The sequence below is a fragment of the uncultured Algibacter sp. genome, assembly GCF_947495675.1.
Taxonomy (GTDB): domain Bacteria; phylum Bacteroidota; class Bacteroidia; order Flavobacteriales; family Flavobacteriaceae; genus Algibacter_B.
This window is the reverse complement of sequence record NZ_CANLZX010000011.1, coordinates 83287-106844: the sequence shown is the minus strand read 5'-3', so window position 1 is coordinate 106844 and position 23558 is coordinate 83287. Positions and strand designations below refer to the sequence as shown.

24 protein-coding genes are annotated in these 23558 nt (G+C 29.5%); 15 read left to right on the top strand and 9 right to left on the bottom strand.

Going from position 1 to position 23558, the window contains the following annotated elements; all coding sequences use genetic code 11:
- Positions 1 to 3 precede the first annotated feature (3 nt).
- Positions 4 to 1149 carry a lycopene cyclase family protein gene (locus Q0842_RS09380; RefSeq protein ID WP_298497316.1) on the top strand — a complete coding sequence of 382 codons (1146 nt, stop codon included), beginning with the start codon at positions 4 to 6 and terminating at the stop codon, positions 1147 to 1149.
- On the opposite strand, the gene Q0842_RS09375 is transcribed toward Q0842_RS09380, so the two are convergent.
- The 7 genes from Q0842_RS09375 to Q0842_RS09345 all read right to left on the bottom strand — a co-directional run bounded on the left by Q0842_RS09375 (position 1136) and on the right by Q0842_RS09345 (position 5496).
- The gene (locus Q0842_RS09375) at positions 1136 to 1705 is read right to left on the bottom strand and encodes a TlpA disulfide reductase family protein (RefSeq protein ID WP_298497313.1); all 570 of its coding nucleotides are present in this window, start codon (positions 1703 to 1705) and stop codon (positions 1136 to 1138) included. The two genes, Q0842_RS09380 and Q0842_RS09375, sit on opposite strands and share 14 nt — an antisense overlap.
- Positions 1706 to 1772: 67 nt before the next feature.
- On the bottom strand, positions 1773 to 2654 hold the full coding sequence (locus Q0842_RS09370) for an anti-sigma factor (RefSeq protein ID WP_298497310.1): 882 nt from the start codon (positions 2652 to 2654) through the stop codon (positions 1773 to 1775).
- A 75-nt stretch (positions 2655 to 2729) separates the two neighbouring features.
- Positions 2730 to 3401, bottom strand: coding sequence for a Crp/Fnr family transcriptional regulator (locus Q0842_RS09365; protein ID WP_298497308.1), 672 nt, complete (start codon positions 3399 to 3401; stop codon positions 2730 to 2732).
- A 118-nt stretch (positions 3402 to 3519) separates the two neighbouring features.
- The gene (locus Q0842_RS09360; protein WP_298497305.1) at positions 3520 to 3939 is read right to left on the bottom strand and encodes a DUF5606 domain-containing protein; all 420 of its coding nucleotides are present in this window, start codon (positions 3937 to 3939) and stop codon (positions 3520 to 3522) included.
- A gap of 54 nt (positions 3940 to 3993) precedes the next feature.
- Entirely contained in the window at positions 3994 to 4584 is a 591-nt protein-coding gene (def, locus tag Q0842_RS09355; RefSeq protein WP_298497301.1) for a peptide deformylase, read from the bottom strand.
- Between the two features lie 87 nt (positions 4585 to 4671).
- Positions 4672 to 5082: a Holliday junction resolvase RuvX gene (ruvX, locus tag Q0842_RS09350; protein ID WP_298497298.1), complete on the bottom strand. Its 411-nt coding sequence runs from the start codon at positions 5080 to 5082 to the stop codon at positions 4672 to 4674.
- A gap of 102 nt (positions 5083 to 5184) precedes the next feature.
- A complete protein-coding gene (locus Q0842_RS09345) occupies positions 5185 to 5496 on the bottom strand; it encodes a hypothetical protein (RefSeq protein WP_298497295.1) in 312 nt (103 codons plus the stop codon).
- A 324-nt stretch (positions 5497 to 5820) separates the two neighbouring features.
- Here Q0842_RS09345 and Q0842_RS09340 point away from each other — a divergent pair, with 324 nt between their 5' ends.
- The 5 genes from Q0842_RS09340 (at position 5821) to Q0842_RS09320 (ending at position 10540) form a co-directional block, all read left to right on the top strand.
- Entirely contained in the window at positions 5821 to 6636 is an 816-nt protein-coding gene (locus Q0842_RS09340; RefSeq protein ID WP_298497292.1) for a 2,3,4,5-tetrahydropyridine-2,6-dicarboxylate N-succinyltransferase, read from the top strand.
- A gap of 164 nt (positions 6637 to 6800) precedes the next feature.
- Complete coding sequence (locus Q0842_RS09335; protein WP_298497290.1) at positions 6801 to 7688, top strand: ATP-grasp fold amidoligase family protein; 888 nt, start codon at positions 6801 to 6803, stop codon at positions 7686 to 7688.
- A gap of 29 nt (positions 7689 to 7717) precedes the next feature.
- The gene (locus Q0842_RS09330) at positions 7718 to 8662 is read left to right on the top strand and encodes a Stealth CR1 domain-containing protein (RefSeq protein ID WP_298497287.1); all 945 of its coding nucleotides are present in this window, start codon (positions 7718 to 7720) and stop codon (positions 8660 to 8662) included.
- Between the two features lie 30 nt (positions 8663 to 8692).
- The gene (locus Q0842_RS09325) at positions 8693 to 9769 is read left to right on the top strand and encodes a UDP-N-acetylglucosamine 2-epimerase (RefSeq protein ID WP_298497284.1); all 1077 of its coding nucleotides are present in this window, start codon (positions 8693 to 8695) and stop codon (positions 9767 to 9769) included.
- Between the two features lie 6 nt (positions 9770 to 9775).
- The gene (locus Q0842_RS09320; protein ID WP_298497282.1) at positions 9776 to 10540 is read left to right on the top strand and encodes a glycosyltransferase family 2 protein; all 765 of its coding nucleotides are present in this window, start codon (positions 9776 to 9778) and stop codon (positions 10538 to 10540) included.
- Here Q0842_RS09320 and Q0842_RS09315 read toward each other — a convergent pair.
- Positions 10537 to 11289: a lipopolysaccharide kinase InaA family protein gene (locus Q0842_RS09315; RefSeq protein ID WP_298497279.1), complete on the bottom strand. Its 753-nt coding sequence runs from the start codon at positions 11287 to 11289 to the stop codon at positions 10537 to 10539. The genes Q0842_RS09320 and Q0842_RS09315 overlap by 4 nt on opposite strands.
- A 79-nt stretch (positions 11290 to 11368) precedes the next feature.
- Between Q0842_RS09315 and Q0842_RS09310 the strand changes: the two genes are divergently transcribed.
- Genes Q0842_RS09310 through Q0842_RS09290 form a run of 5 tightly spaced genes read left to right on the top strand, consistent with a single transcriptional unit; the run spans position 11369 to position 15393 of the window.
- Complete coding sequence (locus Q0842_RS09310; protein ID WP_298497277.1) at positions 11369 to 11929, top strand: L-threonylcarbamoyladenylate synthase; 561 nt, start codon at positions 11369 to 11371, stop codon at positions 11927 to 11929.
- Between the two features lie 17 nt (positions 11930 to 11946).
- Complete coding sequence (locus Q0842_RS09305) at positions 11947 to 13371, top strand: HD domain-containing protein (RefSeq protein WP_298497274.1); 1425 nt, start codon at positions 11947 to 11949, stop codon at positions 13369 to 13371.
- The gene (locus Q0842_RS09300) at positions 13368 to 13820 is read left to right on the top strand and encodes a GNAT family N-acetyltransferase (RefSeq protein ID WP_298497272.1); all 453 of its coding nucleotides are present in this window, start codon (positions 13368 to 13370) and stop codon (positions 13818 to 13820) included. Before Q0842_RS09305 ends, Q0842_RS09300 begins: the two co-directional genes overlap by 4 nt.
- Position 13821: 1 nt before the next feature.
- Positions 13822 to 14841 carry a COX15/CtaA family protein gene (locus tag Q0842_RS09295; protein ID WP_298497269.1) on the top strand — a complete coding sequence of 340 codons (1020 nt, stop codon included), beginning with the start codon at positions 13822 to 13824 and terminating at the stop codon, positions 14839 to 14841.
- A gap of 39 nt (positions 14842 to 14880) precedes the next feature.
- Positions 14881 to 15393, top strand: a complete 513-nt coding sequence (locus Q0842_RS09290; protein WP_298497266.1) for a hypothetical protein — start codon at positions 14881 to 14883, stop codon at positions 15391 to 15393.
- Here Q0842_RS09290 and Q0842_RS09285 read toward each other — a convergent pair.
- Positions 15390 to 16454, bottom strand: coding sequence for a hypothetical protein (locus Q0842_RS09285; RefSeq protein ID WP_298497263.1), 1065 nt, complete (start codon positions 16452 to 16454; stop codon positions 15390 to 15392). The genes Q0842_RS09290 and Q0842_RS09285 overlap by 4 nt on opposite strands.
- Before the next feature lie 126 nt (positions 16455 to 16580).
- Between Q0842_RS09285 and Q0842_RS09280 the strand changes: the two genes are divergently transcribed.
- From Q0842_RS09280 to Q0842_RS09265, 4 genes are read left to right on the top strand one after another with little or no spacing between them, the layout of a single operon-like run.
- Complete coding sequence (locus tag Q0842_RS09280) at positions 16581 to 17483, top strand: ATP-binding cassette domain-containing protein (RefSeq protein WP_298497260.1); 903 nt, start codon at positions 16581 to 16583, stop codon at positions 17481 to 17483.
- A gap of 5 nt (positions 17484 to 17488) precedes the next feature.
- A complete protein-coding gene (locus Q0842_RS09275; RefSeq protein ID WP_298497257.1) occupies positions 17489 to 18313 on the top strand; it encodes an ABC transporter permease subunit in 825 nt (274 codons plus the stop codon).
- 28 nt (positions 18314 to 18341) lie between these two features.
- Entirely contained in the window at positions 18342 to 21059 is a 2718-nt protein-coding gene (locus Q0842_RS09270) for a T9SS type B sorting domain-containing protein (RefSeq protein ID WP_298497255.1), read from the top strand.
- On the top strand, positions 21019 to 23514 hold the full coding sequence (locus Q0842_RS09265; protein ID WP_298497252.1) for a T9SS type B sorting domain-containing protein: 2496 nt from the start codon (positions 21019 to 21021) through the stop codon (positions 23512 to 23514). The genes Q0842_RS09270 and Q0842_RS09265 overlap by 41 nt, the downstream gene beginning before the upstream one ends.
- Positions 23515 to 23558 lie beyond the last annotated feature (44 nt).

The following is a 23558-nucleotide window of genomic DNA, read 5'->3' as shown; positions in this document are numbered from 1 at the left end:
CAAATGACAAATAATACCCATTTCGATTATATTATTATTGGTAATGGGCTAGCAGGATTACAGCTTGCTGTTAAAATGGCTAACGATACTTTTTTTAATGAAAAGCGAATCGCCCTTATTGATGCTTCTAAAAAAGATACTAATGATAAAACTTGGAGCTTCTGGGAAACAGAACCTTCACAATGGAATAATATTACTTATAAATCATGGAGCAAAGCATCTATAATAACTTCTAAAAAAAGTATAGAACTTAATCTTAATCCATATTCATACAAAACGATTCGATCTATTGATTTTTATAATCTAGCCAAAGAAAGTTTATCAAAAAAAAACAATATTGAGTTTTTTATAGACCATGTAACCATCGTAAATGAAAATGAAAATGTAAACGTAATAACTCATAAAAACAACTATACAGCTATACATGTTTTTGATAGTAGAATTCCTGAATTGTTTTCTATTCATTTAAAAAAGTACATTTCAATCGTTCAACATTTTAAAGGCTGGGTTATTAAAACTGAAAATGACTTTTTTGATAACAATAAACTAACCATGATGGATTATAGGTTAAAAGATGGCCAACAAACTACATTTACCTATGTACTACCTTTTTCTAAAACCGAGGCTTTAGTTGAGTTTACCTATTTTACACCTCAAGTTGTAAACGAAAACACCTATGACGATTTTATAAAAATATATATAAAGGATTATTTAAAAATTGAAAACTATTCGATTATTGAAACTGAAAAAGGTGAAATACCAATGACTAACTTTCCTTTTGCTAAATTCAACACCAATAAAATTACTAAAATTGGTACAGGTGGTGGTTGGGTAAAAGGCTCAACGGGCTATTCTTTTAAACTTACAGAAAATAAAGTTGATAAAATTATTGCTAATATTAAAACAGGAAAAACACCATCGGCAAATTTATTTAAAAGCAGATTTAAATTTTATGATAAAGTGTTTTTAAAGGTTTTAAAAGATGAAAACCATAAAGGCGAATGGATTTTTTATCAGTTTTACAACAAAAATTCCATTCAAACTATGTTTCGCTTTTTAGATGAAGAATCTTCTTTTATTGAAGAATTAAAAATTATGTGGTCGTTATTTTCTTGGAGTTTTATTAAAGCGTTTTTCAAAACTTTGTAGATAATAACTTATCAATTGTAGTTCTAACAGTTTTACTATTCCAATTTGCAGCACCTGTTTTATCAATTACAATATTTCCTGTTTTATCAATTAAGAAAGTTCTAGGTATACTTGAAACATTAAATCCTTCTGGATATTTTGTTATTGGGCTATATACTTTAAAGGTATAATCATTTTCACTTTTAAATTTATCGATTTTTAAATTGTCTTCATTAGAAACAAAAACAAATTCAATTTTACCTTTATAATCGTTGTATAGTGATTGCATACTAGGCATTTCTGCAATACAAGGAGGACACCAAGTTGCCCAAAAATTAACTAATACCACTTTGTCTTTTAGTTGTTCAAAATTAAAAACAGTACCATTTTCGTCTTTCAACCTCCAATTATAATCATCGATTTTAATTTGATTTGAAGCATCATTGATTGAAGGGCTAAAAACAGCCAATGTTTTATGAAGTAATACTTGAATAGGTTGTCGGGTTTTAGGAAATAGTAACACCCCAATCATTATAAAAAATATGATATTCTTTATTTTACTTTTTGATATTTTCATTTTAAATTATTAAGGCACAGTTTCAAAAACAGAAACCATGCCTTAAATCTAACAAAAAAAATTATTTTTATCTTGAAACGGTACCACTTAAACTAGATACTGGCCCTGCTCCCATTGAAATGGCAGTATGATCTGCCGCATTAGCTGGTACCATATGTGCCAATGGCTTTAAAGCGAATGGTGCTGCACTATTATCTGGACTTGGCTCTACAGAAATTACAATAGTTCTTTCTTTTAAATCAGTTGGAAATTGAATTCCGGCAGCAGTTCCCATTACGTAATCTTCACCTGGATATCCTGGTCCATTACCTGCACTTCCTTTAAAAGGTGAAGTTGCAGCATTATCATCTGCCATTGCTGGATCTAAAAATGTACCTGTTGATACTGGAGTACCATCAAAAACCACCCAACCTTCATATTGCCAACCAGCAGAAAGCGTTGGTAAGTTTAATCCTGTAACTGGGCTACCACTTGAATTATCTAAAAACCAAACTCCGCTTGATTCATTAGTCATATCCATATCTGTAGGTGTTGCTAAAATATATTTACCAGACGCAGAAGCAAAATCTGCTACGATACCTTCAGACCCAACATTTGCTGTGTTACCTGAAAAGTTACCAACTAATAGTTTTGTATCTGCTGGTGCAGGATCTGGATCGTTAGCTGGCTCTATTGATAATACAAAAGTTGTTGCTGCATCCAAGGTTTCTTTCATTACTTGAAAACTTGTTTCAGATAAAGTACCTGAATCATCAACAGTAAATACACCTGTTGATACTGGGTTACCATCTACGATAATCCAACCTTCATATACAAAATCGGTTCCTAAATTTTCTAATCCATCTAATGATAAAGTTAATCTTGATGTTGCAACTCCATCGTCATCATTACTACAAGAACTAGCAAAAATACCTATTGCTAATACTGCTAAAAACATTTTTTTAATCATGGTTTATTTTTTTAAAGTTTTTTAATACTTCAAAATTATACCATGTATATATTATAAAATGTTAGCTATCTAACATTACGCACTTTTATGATGAATTCTTATCTCTTTTCTACTAAATTCAATAATGTTTTCTTCTTTTAATTCATTTAAAAGAATATTTAGTGTTGGTCTTGAAGTACCAATTAATGAAGCAATATCTTTTTGAGTGTATGGATGTTGAATAATTTTATCGCCTGTTTTTTCACAATCATATCCGTAATCTGAACATAATTCGTCTAAAAATTCTATTAGTCTTGTTTTGGCATCTTTGAAAAGCAATAACTGTAAGCGCCTTTCAAGTTTTTTTAATCTAAAACCAATAACCTTATATATTTTTAAAGTAAAAGTTTGATTATTCCGCATTAATTCATGCATTGTATTTACACCAACAGGGCAAATACTTGTACTATTATCAATGGATTGGGCAAACTCTTCTCTTTTAGACTCTCCTAAAATAGCGGTTTCACCAAAAATTTCACCACGTGTTAAAATAGCTTTTACAACCTCAGCTCCATCTTCGCTATAATAACCGATTTTTACTTTTCCTTTTTCAATTAGATATACTTTATTAGCAGAGTCTTCTTCAAAATAGATATAATCTTGCTTTTTGTAAGCATCAAAATCATGATCCTTTTTATAGGCCTTGAATTTATGTGGACAAAGCACCTTAAAAAGGTTAACATCGTCAAAAAACCAGAGTGAGTTCATTGTTATTAATAGTTTTGTTAGAAACTAAATAGTCTAAAAACTTAAGTAAAACTTACAAAAAAGACATAAAAAAACCTCCATTTATGGGAGGTTTTAAAAATATATTAAAATTGAATTTTTATTCTTCTTCGTCCGATACTTTTTCATCGGTTAATAAATCTAACATATTATGTTCTTGCAATAGGTTATACCATTGAATAACTTTTTTTATATCGCTTGCATAAACTCTATCTTCATCATAGTCTGGTAAAACATTAAAGAAATATTCTTCTAATTTGTCTTTACTATCTTTTGGTTTAACCGAAGTTTTTTCACCATTTTCTTTTTCTTTAATATTTTGAAATACTTGACGTAAAGGTACCTCTTCAGTTAAAGTATAAATAGCAATTTCACTTAATACGCTTACATTATTTTGTATACTCACAGAAATACGTTTGTTATCAATTAACGATTCTGCTACAAAACCACCACGTGTTTGTGTAATTAACTTGAACAATCCTGGTTTTCCTGAAATTGAAATTACTTTTTCTAAACTCATAAATTATTTTTTGAAAGGCGCAAATATCAAATGTTTATTGTTGTATTGCAAATATTATCTTCTCTTTTTTTGATCTGGGAAACGCATTCTGTAGTCTACATTTATTTTTCCTTTAGAAATATTAGTTAGTCTACCTTTAATTAATCGCTTTTTTAAACTGGATAATTTATCTGTAAATAAAACACCCTCAATATGATCATATTCATGTTGGATAACTCTAGCTATTAAACCGTCAAATGATTCTTTATGTGGTTTAAAATTTTCATCTAGATACTCTATGGTTATTATAGGTTTTCTAAATACATCTTCTCTTACATCTGGAATACTTAAACAACCTTCATTAAAAGCCCACTCATCACCTTCTTCCTTAACAATTTTGGCATTAATAAACACACGCTTAAAGCCATTTAAAGCTTCTTGTTCTTCTTTTGATAAATCTTCATCTTCAGAAAACGGTGTGGTATCAACCAAAAACATACGAATAGGCAATCCTATTTGAGGTGCAGCAAGACCAACGCCATAAGCATTATACATGGTTTCAAACATGTTTTCTAAAAGAGTATCAAAATTCTTATAATCTTTAGTAATATCTTTGGCTTTCTTTTTTAAAACCGGGTCTCCGTAGGCTACTATTGGTAAAATCATTCTGTGCTATTATTAATCTTTGCAAAAATACAATTCTTATACTTTATGCCTTGTATTTAACAAATATTTATTCTTTTTTGAAATTAGCTATTTAGAATATAAATAACTTTGTAATATTAGTGTTGCACTAATTTCGTCTACAAGTGCTTTATTTTTTCTTTGATTCTTTTTTAAGCCACTATCAATCATCGTTTGAAATGCCATTTTTGATGTGAAGCGCTCATCAACTCTTTTAATAGGTATGTTAGGAATAGCTTTTTCTAACTTTGAAATAAACTTAATTATGTGTACTTCACTCTCTGATGCTGAATTATCCATTTGTTTAGGCTCACCTATTAGAAATAATTCAACAGTTTCTTTTTTAATATAATCTTTTAAAAATGAAAGTAATTCTTTTGTATTAACTGTTGTAAGTCCTGATGCTATAATCTGTAACTCATCAGTTACCGCTATACCAGTTCTTTTAGTACCAAAATCAATTGCTAGAATTCTTGCCATACTTCTTTTTTGCAAAAATAACTTAAAAAACAAGAAAGGCTATCCTTTTTGGACAGCCTTTCTTAATTATTAACCTTAATATTAATACTTGAACATTATCGTTTAAGCTCTAATAGCCTTGTTTATTTCTTTAAATAATAAATTGATGTTACTTACTTTTCTTTTACGGTTTAAGTAAATTCTAATATCACTAGAGCTACGTGCAATTGTTTCGTTTACTTGAGAAGCATCAATTAATAATGAATCATTGTCTTTAGTAGTATTAACCTCTATAGATAAAGGAGCTATTTCACTATCGTTAGATACAGAAATAGTTTTATTAGATTCCGTCTCAGCAGTTTCAGTAGCACTTTGTGCATTCCCGAAAGAAACAGTAAGTAATAAAATTAATAGTATGTAAAGATTTTTTTTCATTTAATTATCATTGTTTGATGATTCAAATATATATCGAGAAGCACCTTTAACAACAATAAATTAGATATATGCCACGTTTTTTCGATGATAAGAGAACCGTCTTGTTTTTACCGATAAATAGTTGAAATACATAATTTATCGACAAAAAACACCTTGTTTCGTGTTTCAACCTAAAATAGATTAACTAAAAAGATTAAATGCACATTTTAAACCTTTAAAAACATACTATAAATTGAATATTTCTTATAGATTTCTAGTTATTATTACATCTATTTCAATGCATTTTTAAATGATAGCTATTATATTTACAAAAAATAAATATCAATGACAGAATTACAACAAATCATAGAGAAAGCTTGGGATAATAGAGAACTTTTAAAAGAAGAAACAACCACCACAGCTATAAGAACCGTAGTAGATTTATTAGATAAAGGTGAATTAAGAGTGGCCGAACCTATTACTGGTGGGTGGCAAGTTAACGAATGGGTTAAAAAAGCGGTAGTTTTATATTTCCCTATTCAAAAAATGGAAACTTTAGAGGCAGGTATATTTGAATACCATGATAAAATACCTTTAAAGAAAAACTTTGCCGAACGTGGTATTAGAGTTGTGCCAAATGCTGTTGCAAGACATGGTGCTTATATATCTGCTGGCACTATATTAATGCCAAGTTACGTTAATATTGGAGCTTATGTAGATGAAGGTACTATGGTTGATACTTGGGCTACTGTTGGTAGTTGTGCTCAAATTGGTAAAAATGTGCATTTATCTGGAGGTGTTGGTATTGGCGGTGTTTTAGAACCTTTACAAGCTGCTCCAGTTATTATTGAAGACAATGCCTTTATTGGCAGTCGTTGTATAGTTGTTGAAGGTGTACGTGTTGAAACCGAAGCTGTTTTAGGAGCAGGCGTTGTTTTAACAATGAGTACTAAAATTATTGATGTAACTGGAGATAAACCTGTAGAGTATAAAGGTATAGTACCTGCGCGTTCTGTTGTAATTCCTGGTAGTTATGCTAAAGAATTCCCTTCTGGAAGCTATAATGTACCTTGTGCATTAATTATTGGTAAACGTAAAGAAAGTACAAATAAAAAGACATCGCTTAACGATGCACTTCGTGAGCATAGTGTTGCTGTATAAACAAATAGCTGTAAAACATTAAAAAGGGCTTCTTTAATTAGTTGCCCTTTTTTGTGTTAAATACTTATTAAATTCTATCTTTAAAACAGTCCTATTAGTTTTAATTATATTTGTTGAAATTATAATAAATAATGCTAAAAAACATACGCAGGTTCAGCATACAAATGTTGAGAAAATTAAAATTTTTACCTCCTAAAATATACGCAAACTTTCTTTATGAGCATTACACAGGAAAAAAACTAAACTTAAACAACCCATTAGAATTTAATGAGAAAATACAATGGTATAAAGTTTTTTATCATCCAAATTTATTAACTCAATTGGTAGATAAATATGCGGTAAGAGAATATGTTGAAACAAAAATTGGATCACAATATTTAAATGAAATTTATGGGGTTTATAATAGTCCTGAAGAAATAAACTATGAAGAATTACCAGATAAATTTATAATAAAAGCAACACATGCAAGCAGCTACAATTTAATTATAAGAGATAAGGACAAACTTGACAAGGTCAAAACCACAAAATTGTTTAAAAAATGGTTAAGTAAAAGCCAATACTATAGAACAGGACAAGAATGGGCTTATAAAAATGTACAACCTAGATTAATAGCTGAAAAACTTTTAAAAGATGAGGGAGGTATTTCCCTTATTGACTATAAGTTTTACTGTTTTAATGGTGAAGCAAAATTTTTAGAAGTACATTTAGACAGAGAACAAAATCACAAAAGAGGTTTTTATGATTTAGATTTTAAACCTTTACCTTTTAGATATGTTAAAATTGAAAAGAGTATTACATCTAAAGTAAATAAACCTAGTAATTTGGATGAAATGAAAGCATTATCTGAGGTTTTAGCTGGCAACTTTCCTTTTGTTCGTGTAGATTTTTATTCTATTGAAGGAAAAGCCATTTTTGGAGAAATGACCTTTTATCCATCTGATGGCAGAAAAGATTTTATTCCAGATGAATACAACAAAATTATAGGTGATTATATAGTACTTCCTAAACTTAAAAACGGGCAAAAAGAGATTACTAAGCTTGATTGGCTTTAAAGTTATTTCTAATTTTGATGCAACAAATCATGACAAAAACGAATCAAACACATCATCCTATAGACGCCGTAATTTTATGGGTTGATGGTGATGATGAAAAGCATAAAGAAAAAATGCTTCCTTTTCTAAAAAATAGAGATAGTTTAGGCTCAAAAAAGTTTAGGACTAGATTTGACCAGGTAAATGAAATTCAATATACTATTAATTCCATTTTAAAATATGCCTCATTTATTCAAAATATCTTTATAATAACAGATAATCAAACTCCAAATTTTTTAAAAGAAAACAAAACTAAAATTAAATACAAAAAAGTATCAATTGTAGACCACTCTGCAATATTTAATGGTTACGAGCAATTCTTACCTACTTTTAATTGCAGACCCCTTGAAACTTGTTTGTTTAGAATACCAAATTTAGCAGAACATTTCATTTACTTTAATGATGACTTCTTTTTAATAAATGAAACAAAACCTACTGATTTTTTTAAAGATGGTTTGCCTATTTTAAGAGGCAAATGGCTGAAATTTGATAAAGATATTTTTTATAAGAAATTTAAAAAACCAAAAACAGGTCATAAAAGTATTCAACAGAATGCTGCAAAACTAGTAGGTTTTAATAATTATTACAATTTTAAACATACACCACACCCATTAAGAAAAAGTACTTTCGAAACGTACTTTAAAAACAATGAACAAGTTTTTGTAGATAATATAAAACATAAATTTAGAAATAAAACACAATTTACTCCTCAAGGATTAGCAAATCATATTGAAATAAAAAATAAAACCTGTGTTTTAAAAGAAGATTTACAATTAATGTATTTTAGATCTTACAAGAAACCTTTATTATGGTATAAATTTAAATTGAACGTAAAAAATAAAGGAAAGCTTTTTCTAGGTTTACAAAGTTTAGATCTGGCCCCACCTGGAATTTTAAAATACATTTTAAAATGGTTAGAAAAACGCACAAGTTAAAACAGTAATTTTATTAAATATAATTAGTTAATGCAACTCAAATTTTTAATATATATATCTTATAGTTATGCGTTACCAATAGGTTTACCGCTTGAAACTGAAATTTTAAAAAGAGATTGTACTGTAAAGTGGTTTGCTGATATTGAAGATGGCAAAAAAGCTATTAAATACAAAACAAATACTTTAAAGACTATTCAAGATATAATTAACTATAAACCAGATATTGTTTTAACTGCTACAAATGATGTTCCAGATTTTATTACAGGGTTAAAAGTTCAAATATTTCATGGTTTTCTTACTTATAAAAGACCCGATAAGAAACATATTGATGCACATTTTAGAGTTAGAGGTTTTTTTGACTTATACTGTACTCAAGGGCCAACAACTACCAAAGGTTTTAAGGCACAACAAAAAAAACATCCTTATTTTCAAGTTATAGAAACTGGTTGGTCTAAAGTAGACCCATTGTTTCCAATAGAAAAAAAGAAACACAGCAAAACCATCATGATTGCATCAACTTTTACAGAACGTTTAAGTTTGGCTTATAATAATGATGTTTTTGAAGAAATTAAACAACTTTCTTCAACCAAAACTTTTAATTTTATTATGGTACTACATCCTAAATTACCAAATGAAATAAAAGACAAATGGAAATCTTTAAATAATGACAATTTCAAATTTCATAATACCACAGATTTAATACCATTGTTTAAAGAAGCCGATATTATGTTTGCTGATACTACATCTGCAATTCAAGAATTTTTACTTCAAAAAAAACCCGTTGTAACATTTAACCATACATTTAACCACAACTATTTAATTAATGTTAAAAATCCTGAAGCTATTGAAGATGCTTTCACCAAAGCATTTACTTACCCTGAAAACTTAATTAAAAATATAGATGAATTTATAAATCAGCTACACCCCTATTTTGATGGAAAGTCTAGCGAAAGAATTATTGAATCTTGTATTACGTATCTGTATAAAGACAAAAGTTATTTAAAAAACAAACCTTTAAATTTAATTAGAAAGTATAAAATAAGAAAACGTTTGGGGTATTTTACATTCAAAAGTTATAATAAATCTTTCACAAAAAAATTAATGTAATAAAATTTGAACAATACCCATAAAATATCTGCCTTACTTATAACTTATAATGAAGTTAATCATATAGACCAAGTTATTGCTAATATTGACTTTGCTGATGAAATAATAGTTATTGATGCTTATAGTAATGATGGTACTTTTAAGAAGTTAAAAGCATTAAAAAACGTTAAAACTATTCAGCGTGAATTTAAAAATTTTGCAGATCAAAGAAATTTTGCAATTGAACAAGCTAGTAACGATTGGATTTTATTTATTGACGCTGACGAGCGTATAACAGCTAAGCTTAAAACTGAAATAGCAGAAGAAATTAATACTTCTAAAAACATAAATGGCTTTATGTTTAAACGTCAATTTTTCTTCAAGAAAAAAAGAATTCGCTTTAGCGGTTTTCAAACAGATACTACTTATAGATTATTTAAAAAAGGAAAAGTAAAATATATTGAGGATAAAATTGTTCATGAAATGCCTAAAATTGAGGGCAACAGTAAAGTTCTTAACAACTATATGCTTCATTACTGCTTTGATAGTGCTGCACATTACAAATCTAAAATGGAACACTATGCTACTCTTAAAGCGCTAGAGTTATTTAAAAAAGGTAAAAAGCCAAATCCATATCATTTTTATATCAGACCGCTTTATAAGTTTATAACAAATTACTTTTTTAGGCTTGGATTTTTAGATGGTAAAGAAGGACTTACCATTTGTTACCTTAGTGCTTATGGTGTAAACTTTAGATATAAAAAATTAAAAGAGTTAATAGAAACCAATTAAAATTTTAGTTTCTTTTTTAATTCTTTTTTTCGTGTAAATTTTGCTCGAAAATTTTGTGTTTCTTGCCACATTAAGTTAAATACTTTATTATAATCTTCTCCAATACATTTTGCATATTCATCACTCATAACTTCAACCATTGATTTGTGCTTGCTTAATCTTGCAAAATTTTTAATTCGACTTTCAAAGTCTAAAACTCCAAAATTCATTCTATTTAAATCTACCAAGAAAAAGTTGTAATTATCTCCACTTTTCTTAATCAATGTATTACCTGGAGAATGATCTAGAAACTCAATCCCTTTTTCATGTAAATCAAAAGTAAACCTTGTAAAAGCTCTTAAAATATTATCATAATCTGGATAATTAAAATCGTTTATAAGTTCTCTGTATGTTAAATCACAATTTAACTGCTCACTAACATAAAAGCTTTTTTTAAACAAAAAAGCCGTTCTATATTCAAAATACGCTAACGGTTTTGGCGTACCCACCTGTAAACTAATAAGTTTATTAGCATACTCAAAAGAGCGTTGTGCTTTACTTTTTCTAAAAAACTTATAAGCAATTTGATTTACAATATTTGGAATTTTAAAAGCTTTAATATTTATATTAAAACTATTTAAATCAATAATTTTAATAATATTTCGCTTTCCTTTACCTCCTGTTATATTATCAAAATCATGAATTAATGCAGTTAGTTTTTCTTGAAAACTTATATCTAAATCCTTATTAAATACTTTTACTTCTTTCATTCTAACAAAATAAATGCTGTAATATTACTATCATTTTTCTATTGTAAATTTACAACCGTGCAAATATAAGGTTCAAAACATGAATGAAGAAATAAACAAGGCATTACAAATACTTAAAACTGGAGGCCTTATACTTTACCCAACAGATACAGCTTGGGCAATTGGTTGTGATGCGGCTAACCCCGAAGCAGTAGATAAAATTTATACATTAAAACAAAATAAAGATTGCAATACACTTATTTGTTTAATATCAGATGATAGAATGCTAAAAAAATATATAAAGCAAATACCAAGTACAGCATTAAATATTTTAGAAATAACAGACCAACCAACAACTATAATTTATGATGATGCGCAAAATTTAGCAGCTAACTTAATAGGAAGTGATGGGACAATAGCTATAAGAATTCCTGATAATTATTTTTGCTATTGGCTTACCAGAAAACTAAATGGGGCCATTGTTTCAACATCTGCTAATATTAGCACCCAACATTCACCAAAATCATTCAAAGAAATTGCACCAGCTATTTTAAAAGGTGTAGACTATGTTGTAAATTTGCACCACGAAAAAATCTTTTCAAAACCAGCGTCAATTATCAAATTAAGTAACAATGGTATTGTAAAGATTATACGAGAGTAAAACCTCAAACAACATCAATGAATTACAAAGAAGCTTTAAAAAACCCTGTATTTAAAATCATATCAAAATCGGCACAAGAACTTCAATTAGAGTCTTTTGTAATTGGTGGTTTTGTTCGCGATTTTCTTTTAAAACGCGGTAATGCAAAAGATATTGATGTTGTTGCTATTGGTGATGGTATAAAACTTGCTAAACAAGTAGCTAAAAATTTACCAAACAAACCAAAAGTTCAAGTTTTTAAAACCTATGGTACAGCCATGTTAAGGTTTGATGATATAGAAATTGAATTTGTAGGAGCACGAAAAGAATCTTATACCGAAGATAGTAGAAACCCTTCAGTTGAAAATGGCACTTTAGTTGATGACCAAAACCGTAGAGATTTTACAATTAATGCACTCGCTTTAAACCTAAACGAAAAACATTATGGTGATTTGTTAGATCCTTTTAATGGCGTTGAAGATTTAAAAAACAAGATCATCAAAACACCATTAAATCCAGACATTACATATAGTGATGACCCATTACGTATGTTGCGTGCCATTAGGTTTGCCACACAGCTAGATTTTATGATTGAAGAGAAATCTCTTGAAGCCATATCAAAAAATAGTAATAGGATAAAAATAATTACTAACGAGCGTATTGTCACAGAACTTAATAAGATTCTTGAAAGTAAAAAACCATCAAAAGGGTTTTTATTATTAGAAAAAACAGGGTTATTACAATATATCTTACCAGAAATTACAGCATTAAAAGGTATTGATGAAGTTGAGGGGCAACGCCACAAAGATAATTTTTACCACACACTAGAGGTAGTAGATAATATTGCTTTAAACACTAACAATCTTTGGTTACGTTGGGCAGCACTATTACACGATATAGGAAAAGCACCAACAAAAAAATTTAGCAAAAAAGTAGGCTGGACTTTTCATGGACACGAGTTTGAAGGCTCTAAAATGGTGTACAGACTTTTTAAAAGATTAAAAATGCCATTGAATGACAAGATGAAATACGTTCAAAAAATGGTGTTTATGAGTTCAAGACCAATAGTCTTAGCTGATGATATTGCTACAGATTCTGCAGTTCGCCGTTTAGTTTTTGATGCTGGAGATTTTGTAGAAGATTTAATGACACTTTGTGAAGCAGATATAACAACCAAAAATCCTAAAAAATTCAACAAATACCATAACAATTTTAAAATTGTTCGCGAAAAAATTATTGAAGTTGAAGCACGAGATCATGTTAGAAATTTTCAACCACCTGTTTCTGGTGAAGAAATAATGACTGCTTTTAATTTAAAACCATCTCGTGAAATTGGTATTATAAAAGAAACTATAAAGGAAGCTATTCTTGAAGGCGATATTCCAAATGAATATGAAGCTGCTTTTCAATTAATGCTGAAAAAAGGAAAAGAATTGGGTCTAAAAGTTAACTCTAAAGTATGATTAAACTTATTAGAACAAATTCTGAAAACAAAGATTTTATTAATCTTGTTAAGTCCCTTAATGACTATTTAAAAATTGTTGATGGAGATGAGCATGATTTTTATAACCAGTACAACAATATTGATGTTTTAAAGCATGTGGTAGTGGCTTATAAAAACGATACCCCAATTGGATGTGGTGCATTTAAAGCTTTTGATGAAACATCAACAGAAATTAAGCGCATGTTTACAAAAACAGATTCTAGAGGTATGGGAGTTGCTTCAAATATTTTGATAGAACTTGAAAAATGGTCAAAAGAATTATGTTTTAAAGCATGTATTTTAGAAACTGGTAAAAGGCAAAAAGAAGCTGTTTCATTTTACAAAAAAATGAAATACAATATAATTCCTAATTACGGACAATATAAAAACATAGCTAATAGCTTATGTTTTAAAAAGACACTTATCTAGTATGAAAAAAGATAACAAAAAAGTAATTTACTGGCTTTTAACAGGGTGCATTCTTATTTTTATAATGGTTGTAGTAGGCGGTATAACAAGGCTTACACATTCGGGTTTATCTATATCTAATTATAAGTTAATATCAGGAACCATCCCTCCAATGAACGATATGGAATGGGAAGCAGCTTTCGATTTATACAAGCAATACCCTGAATACCAAAAGTTAAACAATCAATTTACCATTCAAGATTTTAAAGACATTTATTTCTGGGAATGGATTCACCGAGTTATTGGTAGGTTTATAGGTTTAGTATTCTTAATTCCCTTCTTGTACTTTTTAATTACCAAACAACTAACTAAACCAACTATAAAAAAAGCACTATTTTTATTATGTCTTGGTGCTTTTCAAGGTTTTTTAGGCTGGTATATGGTTAAAAGTGGTTTAGTTGATAATCCCGATGTTAGCCATTATAGGTTAGCAGCTCATTTAACAACCGCATTTATAACATTCGCTTTTACCTTTTGGGTGGCTTTAGATTTAATGTTTCCTGTAAAGAAAAAAGAAATTAATATATCGTTTAGAAATCTTATTAGATGGGGACTATTAATTTTAATAATTCAAATAATTTATGGTGCTTTTGTAGCTGGCTTAGACGCTGGTTTTATTCACAACCATTGGCCCATGATGAATGAGGGTAAGTTTATTCATGAAACTGTTTATATAGAACAAAACCCTGTTTATAAAAATTTTATTGAAGGTAAAAGTGGGGTGCAATTTGTTCATAGAATTTTAGCATTTATTGTTGTTGGTTTTATAATTTCAATTTTTATGAAATCTAAAAAAATGACCCCATCTCCTTATCAATTAAAAGGCATAAATGCACTTGTAATTCTTGTTGGAATTCAGTTTTTACTTGGTGTATTAACCATACTGTTACACGTACCAGTTTGGTTGGGTGTGGCGCATCAAATAGGTGCTTTTTTCTTATTAAGCGCCATGACTTTTACACTTCACAGATTTACTAAATAATATAAAAAAAGCTACCTTTGTAGCATAATTTTTCAATAGATGATATACAGATTTAGAGTTATTTTAGATAATGATACGGAAGAAGATATATTTCGCGATTTAGAAATTCGTGAAACTGATACACTTGAAGATTTGCATAATATTATCACTCAATCTTTCGGGTTTGATGGTACCGAAATGGCATCATTCTATTTAAGTAACGATGTTTGGGAACAAGGTGAAGAAATATCATTATTTGATTTAAGTGATGATGGCTCTGCTCGATTAATGAATGAAACATCATTAGATAGTGTTGTACATGAAGCACAAACCAAACTTATATACGTTTACGATTTTATGAGTATGTGGACATTTTATGTGGAATTAGCAGAAATTGTTGAAGAAACAGAAGGAAATGACTACCCTAACCTTATGTTTGTTCAAGGGCAAGTTCCAGAAACGGCTCCAGAAAAACTATTTGAAGCTGATGAAGACGACGACTTTGACGAATTTGAAGACGGTATAGATGTAGATGATTATGAGGATTTAGATTTTAACGAAAACTGGAATTAGCCTCTTAAATTCTCTAAGTTTACATTTTCATAATTACGCGTTAAAAACTCTAATGAGAATTTAAGGATTTCACCCATATTTTTACTCTTTTTAAAATTAACATCGTGTGTGTAATCAAAAATGGTCATTTTTAACAGTTCTACGTGTTCTTTTGGAGCAATCTCATCAGATGCTAAACAATCTAACAACCTCGCTGCTCTAATATGAGAACTTTTAAGTCGTTTAACTAAAATAGAACGCTCTTCTGTTTTATATTGATCAATAGATAATTTTTGAATACTGTTTGATACTAACTGAACCATTTCATAATTCTCTTTAAAGAATTGTGGTCTGTAAATATTAAATTTACCTTCGTAAGATTGTTGATCAAAATCAATGGCTCTTATTTTGTACACAACTTTATCAAAATCATGAGTGGGTACTATTACGTAGTTATACGATCTCATATCACCTAACATACGTATCATACAACGTTCATTAAATTTCACAAATTCTTTAGCAATTTGAGATTTTTCAGATTTACTGCAATTAGGTAACATATTTTTTATAAACTCATCACCAGGAATACCTGCAATATGTTCCTCTATTAATGTATTTTCATAAACTAAAAAATTCAAATTATAAGGCGACAACATATGCTCTAATTCTAAGCCATAAACCCGAGAAGCATCTGCAGTTTTTACATAAAAATACGTTGAGTTATCATTTAAAACATTCCTTATTTTAATTCTAAATGGTTTTGAATTTCCAAACGTGCAAAAATCAATTGCATCAACACTTAAAAAAGGGATAATATTTTCATTACCATCAGAATGAAAAATAGTATAAACTTTTTTTAAAGCAGATTCTATTTCTTCTCTTTCAAATTCGTTATAATAAACACGAATCCATAATGTATCGTTATCATCTTTATCATAAACAACTATAGAGCCTTGAAAACGAAGTAAATCATCATAAAATATAGGGATTTTCACCTTTCTATTATATTTAGAAAGATAATCTTGTAACTTAGTAGTTATAGGAAATGATGGTTTCTTTTTTGATATTTTTAAATCTTGCATAAACTTTTTACTTATTCAAATTTAACGTTTTTATCATTATAGTTGTAACAAAATTTAAACACAATCGTCATACTTTAATAACTAACCCTTGCTAACTTCTTTAGTTAGTATAAAAAACTATATAGCTTGGAATCTATACTAACAATAAACAACCTTACAAAAAAATTTGGGTATTTAACAGCCGTAAAAGATTTATCGTTTACTATAAACAAAGGCAATGTATATGGTATTCTTGGACCAAACGGAAGTGGAAAATCTACTACATTAGGTATTGTGCTTAATGTAGTTAATAAAACAGAGGGAAACTTTCATTGGTTTGATGGTAATATCTCAACGCATGATGCCCTAAAAAGAGTAGGTGCTATTATTGAACGTCCTAATTTTTATCCTTACATGACGGCTACTCAAAATTTAAAGCTAGTATGCAAAATTAAAGGTGTTAGTATTAGTAAAATAGACGAAAAACTAGAATTAGTTGGTCTTCTAGAACGCAAGGATAGTAAGTTTAAAACATATTCTTTGGGCATGAAACAGCGTTTAGCTATAGCTTCTGCCCTTTTAAATGATCCAGAAATTTTAATTCTTGATGAGCCAACAAATGGATTAGACCCACAAGGTATTCATCAAATTAGAGAAATTATAAAGCAAATAGCAGCAAAAGGAACTACTATTTTGTTAGCATCGCATTTATTAGACGAAGTTGAAAAAGTATGCTCTCATGTTGTTGTACTTCGTAAAGGTGTAAAATTATATTCTGGCCGAGTTGATGAGATGATTTCGAGCCATGGTTTTTTTGAGCTTAAGTCTAATAAAGAACATGAGTTGGTTACATTATTAGAAAATCATAAGTCATTTGGGAAAATTAAAATTCAAGACAATTTAGTAACAGCTTTTTTGACTGAGCCTATGAAATCTGAAGATTTTAACAAATATCTTTTTGATCAAGGTATCATCCTAACCCATTTAGTACAACGTAAAGAAAGTTTAGAAGAACAATTTTTACAATTAACTGATAATAACCAAAACTAACCAGAATGATTCGACTTTTAAATTTAGAACTACAAAAGCTATTACTAAATAGAACAAGTAAAATACTCATATTTGTATCGTTTATTTTACCATTCTTTGTTATTTTACTGTCATCTTTAAAAATTAATGTTTTTGGTTTTTTTACTTTAGAACTAGGGGAATTAGGCATTTTTAATTTTCCAATTATTTGGCATTTAACCACGTTTTTTGCATCTCAATTTAAATTCTTTTTTGCCATTGTAGTAGTTAGCATGATTGGAAATGAATATAGCAACAAAACAATTAAACAAAACCTTATTGATGGACTTAGTAAAAAGGAATTTATACTCTCTAAATTTTACACGATTGTATTTTTCTCTTTAGTATCAACTATCCTTATTGCTTTAATTTCATTTTGTATTGGTTTATATTATTCAAGTTACAACGAAGCTTCAATAATTTTTAGTGAAATTGAATTTCTATTTGCTTACTTTTTAAAACTAATTGGCTTTTTTAGTTTGTGCTTGTTTTTGGGAATGTTGGTAAAACGCTCTGCATTTGCACTAGCTTTCCTATTTATTTTATTTATAGCAGAATGGATTGCTTTTGGCTTAATTTCATGGCAATCGGACGTTGCATTGGCCGAAAAAATTCAAAATTTCTTTCCATTAAAATCTATGTATAAATTAATAGACCAACCTTTTCAAAGAATAGCTATGACAAAATTCCCCGATAAAGGCGAATTAGCCTATGATTATGCTGTGCATTGGTACGAATTTGCTATAGTAATTGCTTGGACAGCCCTATTTATCTTTTTATCGTATAGATTATTAAAAAAGCGAGATTTATGATATCTTTGGTAGCTATTGCTACTAAAAAATGAAAAAGTCTGTATTATTCGTAATCATTAGTCTTTTTGGGCTATATACTTACTCCCAAAACGAAGCCTCTACTTGGTATTTTGGTTATAATAGTGGTATAAAATTTGACTTAACTGGGAATACAGTTTCTTCACTAAGCGATGGTCAATTAAATACTTTTGAAGGTTGTGCATCTATATCAGACGATGTTGGTGATTTGTTGTTTTATACTGATGGTATTACCATATGGAATAAAAACCACGATATAATGAGTAATGGATCTAACTTATTTGGAGATCCATCAAGTACACAATCGGCTATCATTGTTCCTAAACCTAATGACGCTAACATATATTACGTATTTACAGTTGATAATCATGGTTTTGGCGAAAGTCATTTTGGTTTAAATTTTTCTGAAGTTGATATAACATTAGATGGTGGTTTAGGGGCTGTTACTAATAAAAACATAAAATTATTACAAGATTGTACTGAAAAAATTACAGCTGTATTAAAAGATTGTGTTACAGAATCCATATGGGTTTTAACACTTGCCTCTGAAGATGGACTTAGTGATGTTTACAATACGTTTCATGCCTTTGAAGTAAGTGATACCGGTGTAAATACAACGTCTGTAACCTCAACATTCCCTATTAACATTGACGAAGTAAGAGGTTATTTAAAGCTATCTCCAGATGGCACTAAAATGGCATGTGCCAATACAAGTCAAGGCTTATATATTTATGATTTTGATGTTGCAACAGGTGTTGTAAGTAACCAAGAAGCTATTTTTATAAGTGGCTCGGCTAATGTACCTTACGGACTAGAGTTCTCTCCAAACAGTAATTTACTTTACGTGAGTGCTTCAAATGATTTTTTCGACTTTAGTAACCCAGCAAACAACGAAATTTATTCTAATCACAACTCAAAATTAATACAATACAACCTGCTAGATATAGATATAGCAGGATCTGCATTTATAGTTGATGAAAGACAATTATACAGAGGCGGCTTACAACTAGGACCAAATGGAAAAATTTACAGAGCTCTTAGTGCAACTTACAGTCAAGGCTTACCATATCTGGGGGCTATTGAAAATCCTAATGTTATTGGAGATGGTTGTAATTACAATCATAATGCAATTAGTTTATCACCTTTTAATTCTTCGCAGGGCCTACCTCCTTTTATATCATCTTTTTTTAATACTGAAATTGATATTATTAAAAACGGATCAAGCTCAGTTAATCTAGATATTTGTGATGGATCATCGTACACTTTAACAGCCGATGACATTTTAGGAGCTACTTACACTTGGACTTTAAATGGCAATTTATTACCAGAAACAAATTTTGAGTTAGAAATATTTGATGCTGGGCATTATGAGTTAATAATTGAACCAAATAATGGCGATTGTATTTTAGAAGGCCAAGCCTTTGTAAATTTCACACCAAATCCAGATGCATTCAATCACACCTTATTACAATGTGATGAAGATGGGACTCCCGATGGTATTACCTTTTTTAATCTTAATGAAGCGAACGATATTTTAACAGGTAACATACCAGATAGATCAACAAAATTTTATCTAGACCCTACTCGTGTCTTTGAGGTTGATGGCGATTTTTTTATTAATTCAACAAACCCGCAAACTGTATATGTTCAAGTAATTAATGATATTTCTGGATGTAGTAGTTTTTCAGAATTAACTTTAGAAGTAAGTGCAACAAATGTTGATAATACAGAGTTAATAAATTGTGATGATGATGGTACAGAAGATGGATTTTATAATTTTAATTTAAATGATGCTGAAAGTATTATTCTTGACGGCTTACCAGAAGGATTAGACATTTCTTATTATGAAACTTATAACGATGCACTTCTAGAAACTAATAGATTGAATAATTTGTATACAAACACTACTCCTTATTCTCAAACCATATATGCGCGTGTTGAAAATGAAAACAATTGTTATGGAATTAGTGACATTCTATTAACTGTTCATGAATTACCTAATATAGAAACTGAAAGCTCTGTGTATTATTGCTTAAATGAGTTCCCTAACACTATAACAATTAATGCCGCATTGGTTAATGATGCACCAAGTAATTACACTTATAATTGGTCTAATGGAGATACCAACTACCAAACAGAAATAAATGAAGTTGGAACTTACAATGTTACTGTAACAAATGCTTTTGGCTGTTCAAAAAATAGAACAATTACAATTCTACCTTCTAATATTGCAACTTTTGAAACACCAGCCTTTAAAGTTGAAGATGTAACTCAAAATAATACAATAACTGTTTATGTTACTGGTGAAGGCACTTATCAATACAGTTTAATTGACAATAACAATAATATTATAAAGGATTATCAAGACAGTAATTATTTTGAAAATGTATACCCAGGCATTTATAATGTTTCAGTTAAAGACATAAAAAACAATTGTGGTATTACAGACATGCAAGTTTCAGTAATCGGGTTTCCAAAATTTTTCACCCCGAATAATGATGGAATTAATGACAGTTGGCAAGTTTTAGGAGTTTCAGAATTATTTCAACCCAATTCAAAAGTTCATATATACGATAGATTTGGTAAACTTTTAAAACAAATACTACCAACTGAAATTGGTTGGGATGGCACTCTAAATGGTAAAAAACTACCAGCAGATGATTATTGGTTTTCTGTAAAATTACAAGATGGCAGAATTTATAAAAATCACTTTACACTTAAATATTAATAAATTGAAAGTCCTTTTAAAGTATATTCCTTTTTTTATAGTTGCATTATATTCAAATTATGCACTATCACAAGAACCTACTGATTGTGTAAATTCAGTAATTGCATGTGGAAATTCAGATATTAGTTTAGATGTTAATGGTTCAGGAATTAGAGAATTCGAAAATTCATGCCAAAGTAATGAAAACAATAGTGTTTGGCTTGAGGTTAAATTGGTTTCTAGCGGTACATTAGGATTTACATTAACCCCAAATAGTACAGATATAAATGAAGATTATGATTTTTTTGTATTTGGCCCAAATGTAGATTGTGGAAATGTTGGCAGCACTATAAGATGCTCTACAACCAACCCTATAGCTTCTGGCTCAAGAAGTAATTTAACTGGAATGAATAGTACCGAAACTGATGTGGCAGAAGGCCCAGGAGCCGATGGCAATAGCTTTGTAAAATGGCTAGATGTTCTTGCTGGCGAAACTTATTTTATTGTTATAGACAGACCAATTGGTAATAGCCCTTTTAGTTTAGAATGGACTGGTACTGCAACATTTTCCGAACCTCCTTCAGACGAATCTGAAACATCTGGCATAGCATTAAATTTAGAGAAATGTGATGATGATGCAACACCTGTTCCAGATGGTTTTGTAGACTTTAATATTGCTGATAATACTTCTACTATTATTGGAAGTCAAACTGGTATATCGGTAACGTATCATGAAACAGCAAGCGATGCTAATATTGGCATTAACCCCTTGCCTAGCCCCTACAGAAATATAAGAAACCCTCAAACTATATATGCAAGAATTACAAACGATACTACAGGTTGTTTTGAATTAACAGAATTTCAATTAAAAGCAAATTTAGGTCCAGATTTTATTGAACCTACAGACTTCATATCATGTGATAATTTAGATGATGGCGATAATAAAAACGGACGTGTTATGTTCGATTTGTTATCTAAAAATGATGAGATATTAGACGGACAAACTCCTGCAGACTTTAACGTTTCATACTTTACATCAAAATCTGATGCTGAGAATAATTCTGGTGCTCTTCCAAATTTATATTATAATTCAATCCCATTTAATCAACAGATTTTTGTAAGAATTGAAGATGCTTTTAACACTAAATGTAGAAGTATAACCACATTAAACTTAGTAATAAATGAAGCACCAGAAAGCTTTGATTATACTTTAATACAATGTGATGAAGATGGTTTGGCTGATGGATTAGCTCAATTTAATTTAAATGAAGCAAATGATTTAATTACCGGAGGTGTTGCAGAAAGATCTACAAAGTTTTTCACAGATTCGGCAAAAACAAATGAAGTTAATGGCGACTCATTTTATAGTACTGAAAACCCTCAAATTATAGTTGTTGAAGTAACTAATACTATTACAGGTTGCACAAATGATTCTGAATTAACTCTGGATGTAACAGCAACAGATTCTAATAACGCATATCTTACATTTTGTGATGATGATGGAATTGAAGATGGTCTTCATGAATTTGATTTAAGTAATGCTAATAGTGATATTTTAAGTGGATTACCAAGCGGACTAACTATTGTTTACTATGCTACTTTTAGTGATTCGGTTTTAGAACAAAACCCTTTAAGTACAACCTTTACAAACACCAATCCTTATTTACAAACCATATATGCTCGTGTTGAAAATGCAAATGACTGCTTCGGAATTAGTCAAGTGTTTCTTAATGTTTTTCCTTTACCAGATATTAAAACAGAAGATATCATTTACTACTGTTTAAATGAATTCCCCAACACTATTACAATTGATGCAGCAGTACTAAATGACAATCCAAATAATTATACTTACAATTGGTCTACTGGTGATAATACCTATGAAACCATGATAAATGCTCCTGGCACATATACCGTTACGGTTACAGACACAAATAATTGCTCTAATTTTAGAACTATTACTGTAAAACCTTCAAATATTGCCAGTTTTAGCGCAACACCATTCAACATAAAAGATGCTTCAGAAAATAATACTATAACTGTTTTCGTTACAGGAGAAGGAACTTATCAATATAGTTTAGTTGATGAAAACAATAATACTATTAAACCATACCAAGAAAGCAATTTATTTGAAAATGTTTTTCCTGGTATATACAACGTATTAGTTAGAGACATAAAAAACGATTGTGGTGTTGTAAATGAAATAGCATCAGTTATTGGATTCCCTAAATTTTTCACACCCAATAACGATGGGGTTAATGATACGTGGCAAGTTTATGGTATTTCTAATAGTATTCAATCTCAAACTAAAATTCAAATATTTAATAGGTTTGGAAAATTAATTAAAGAATTAGACCCTGAAGGTGAAGGCTGGAACGGAAATTTAAATGGTATTAAATTACCTAACGACGATTATTGGTTTACTATCAAATTGCAAGACGGTAGGGTTTATAAAAATCATTTTGCACTAATAAACTAAAATAAAAATGTAGAACATCGAAAAAAATGCATTTTATCCGATTT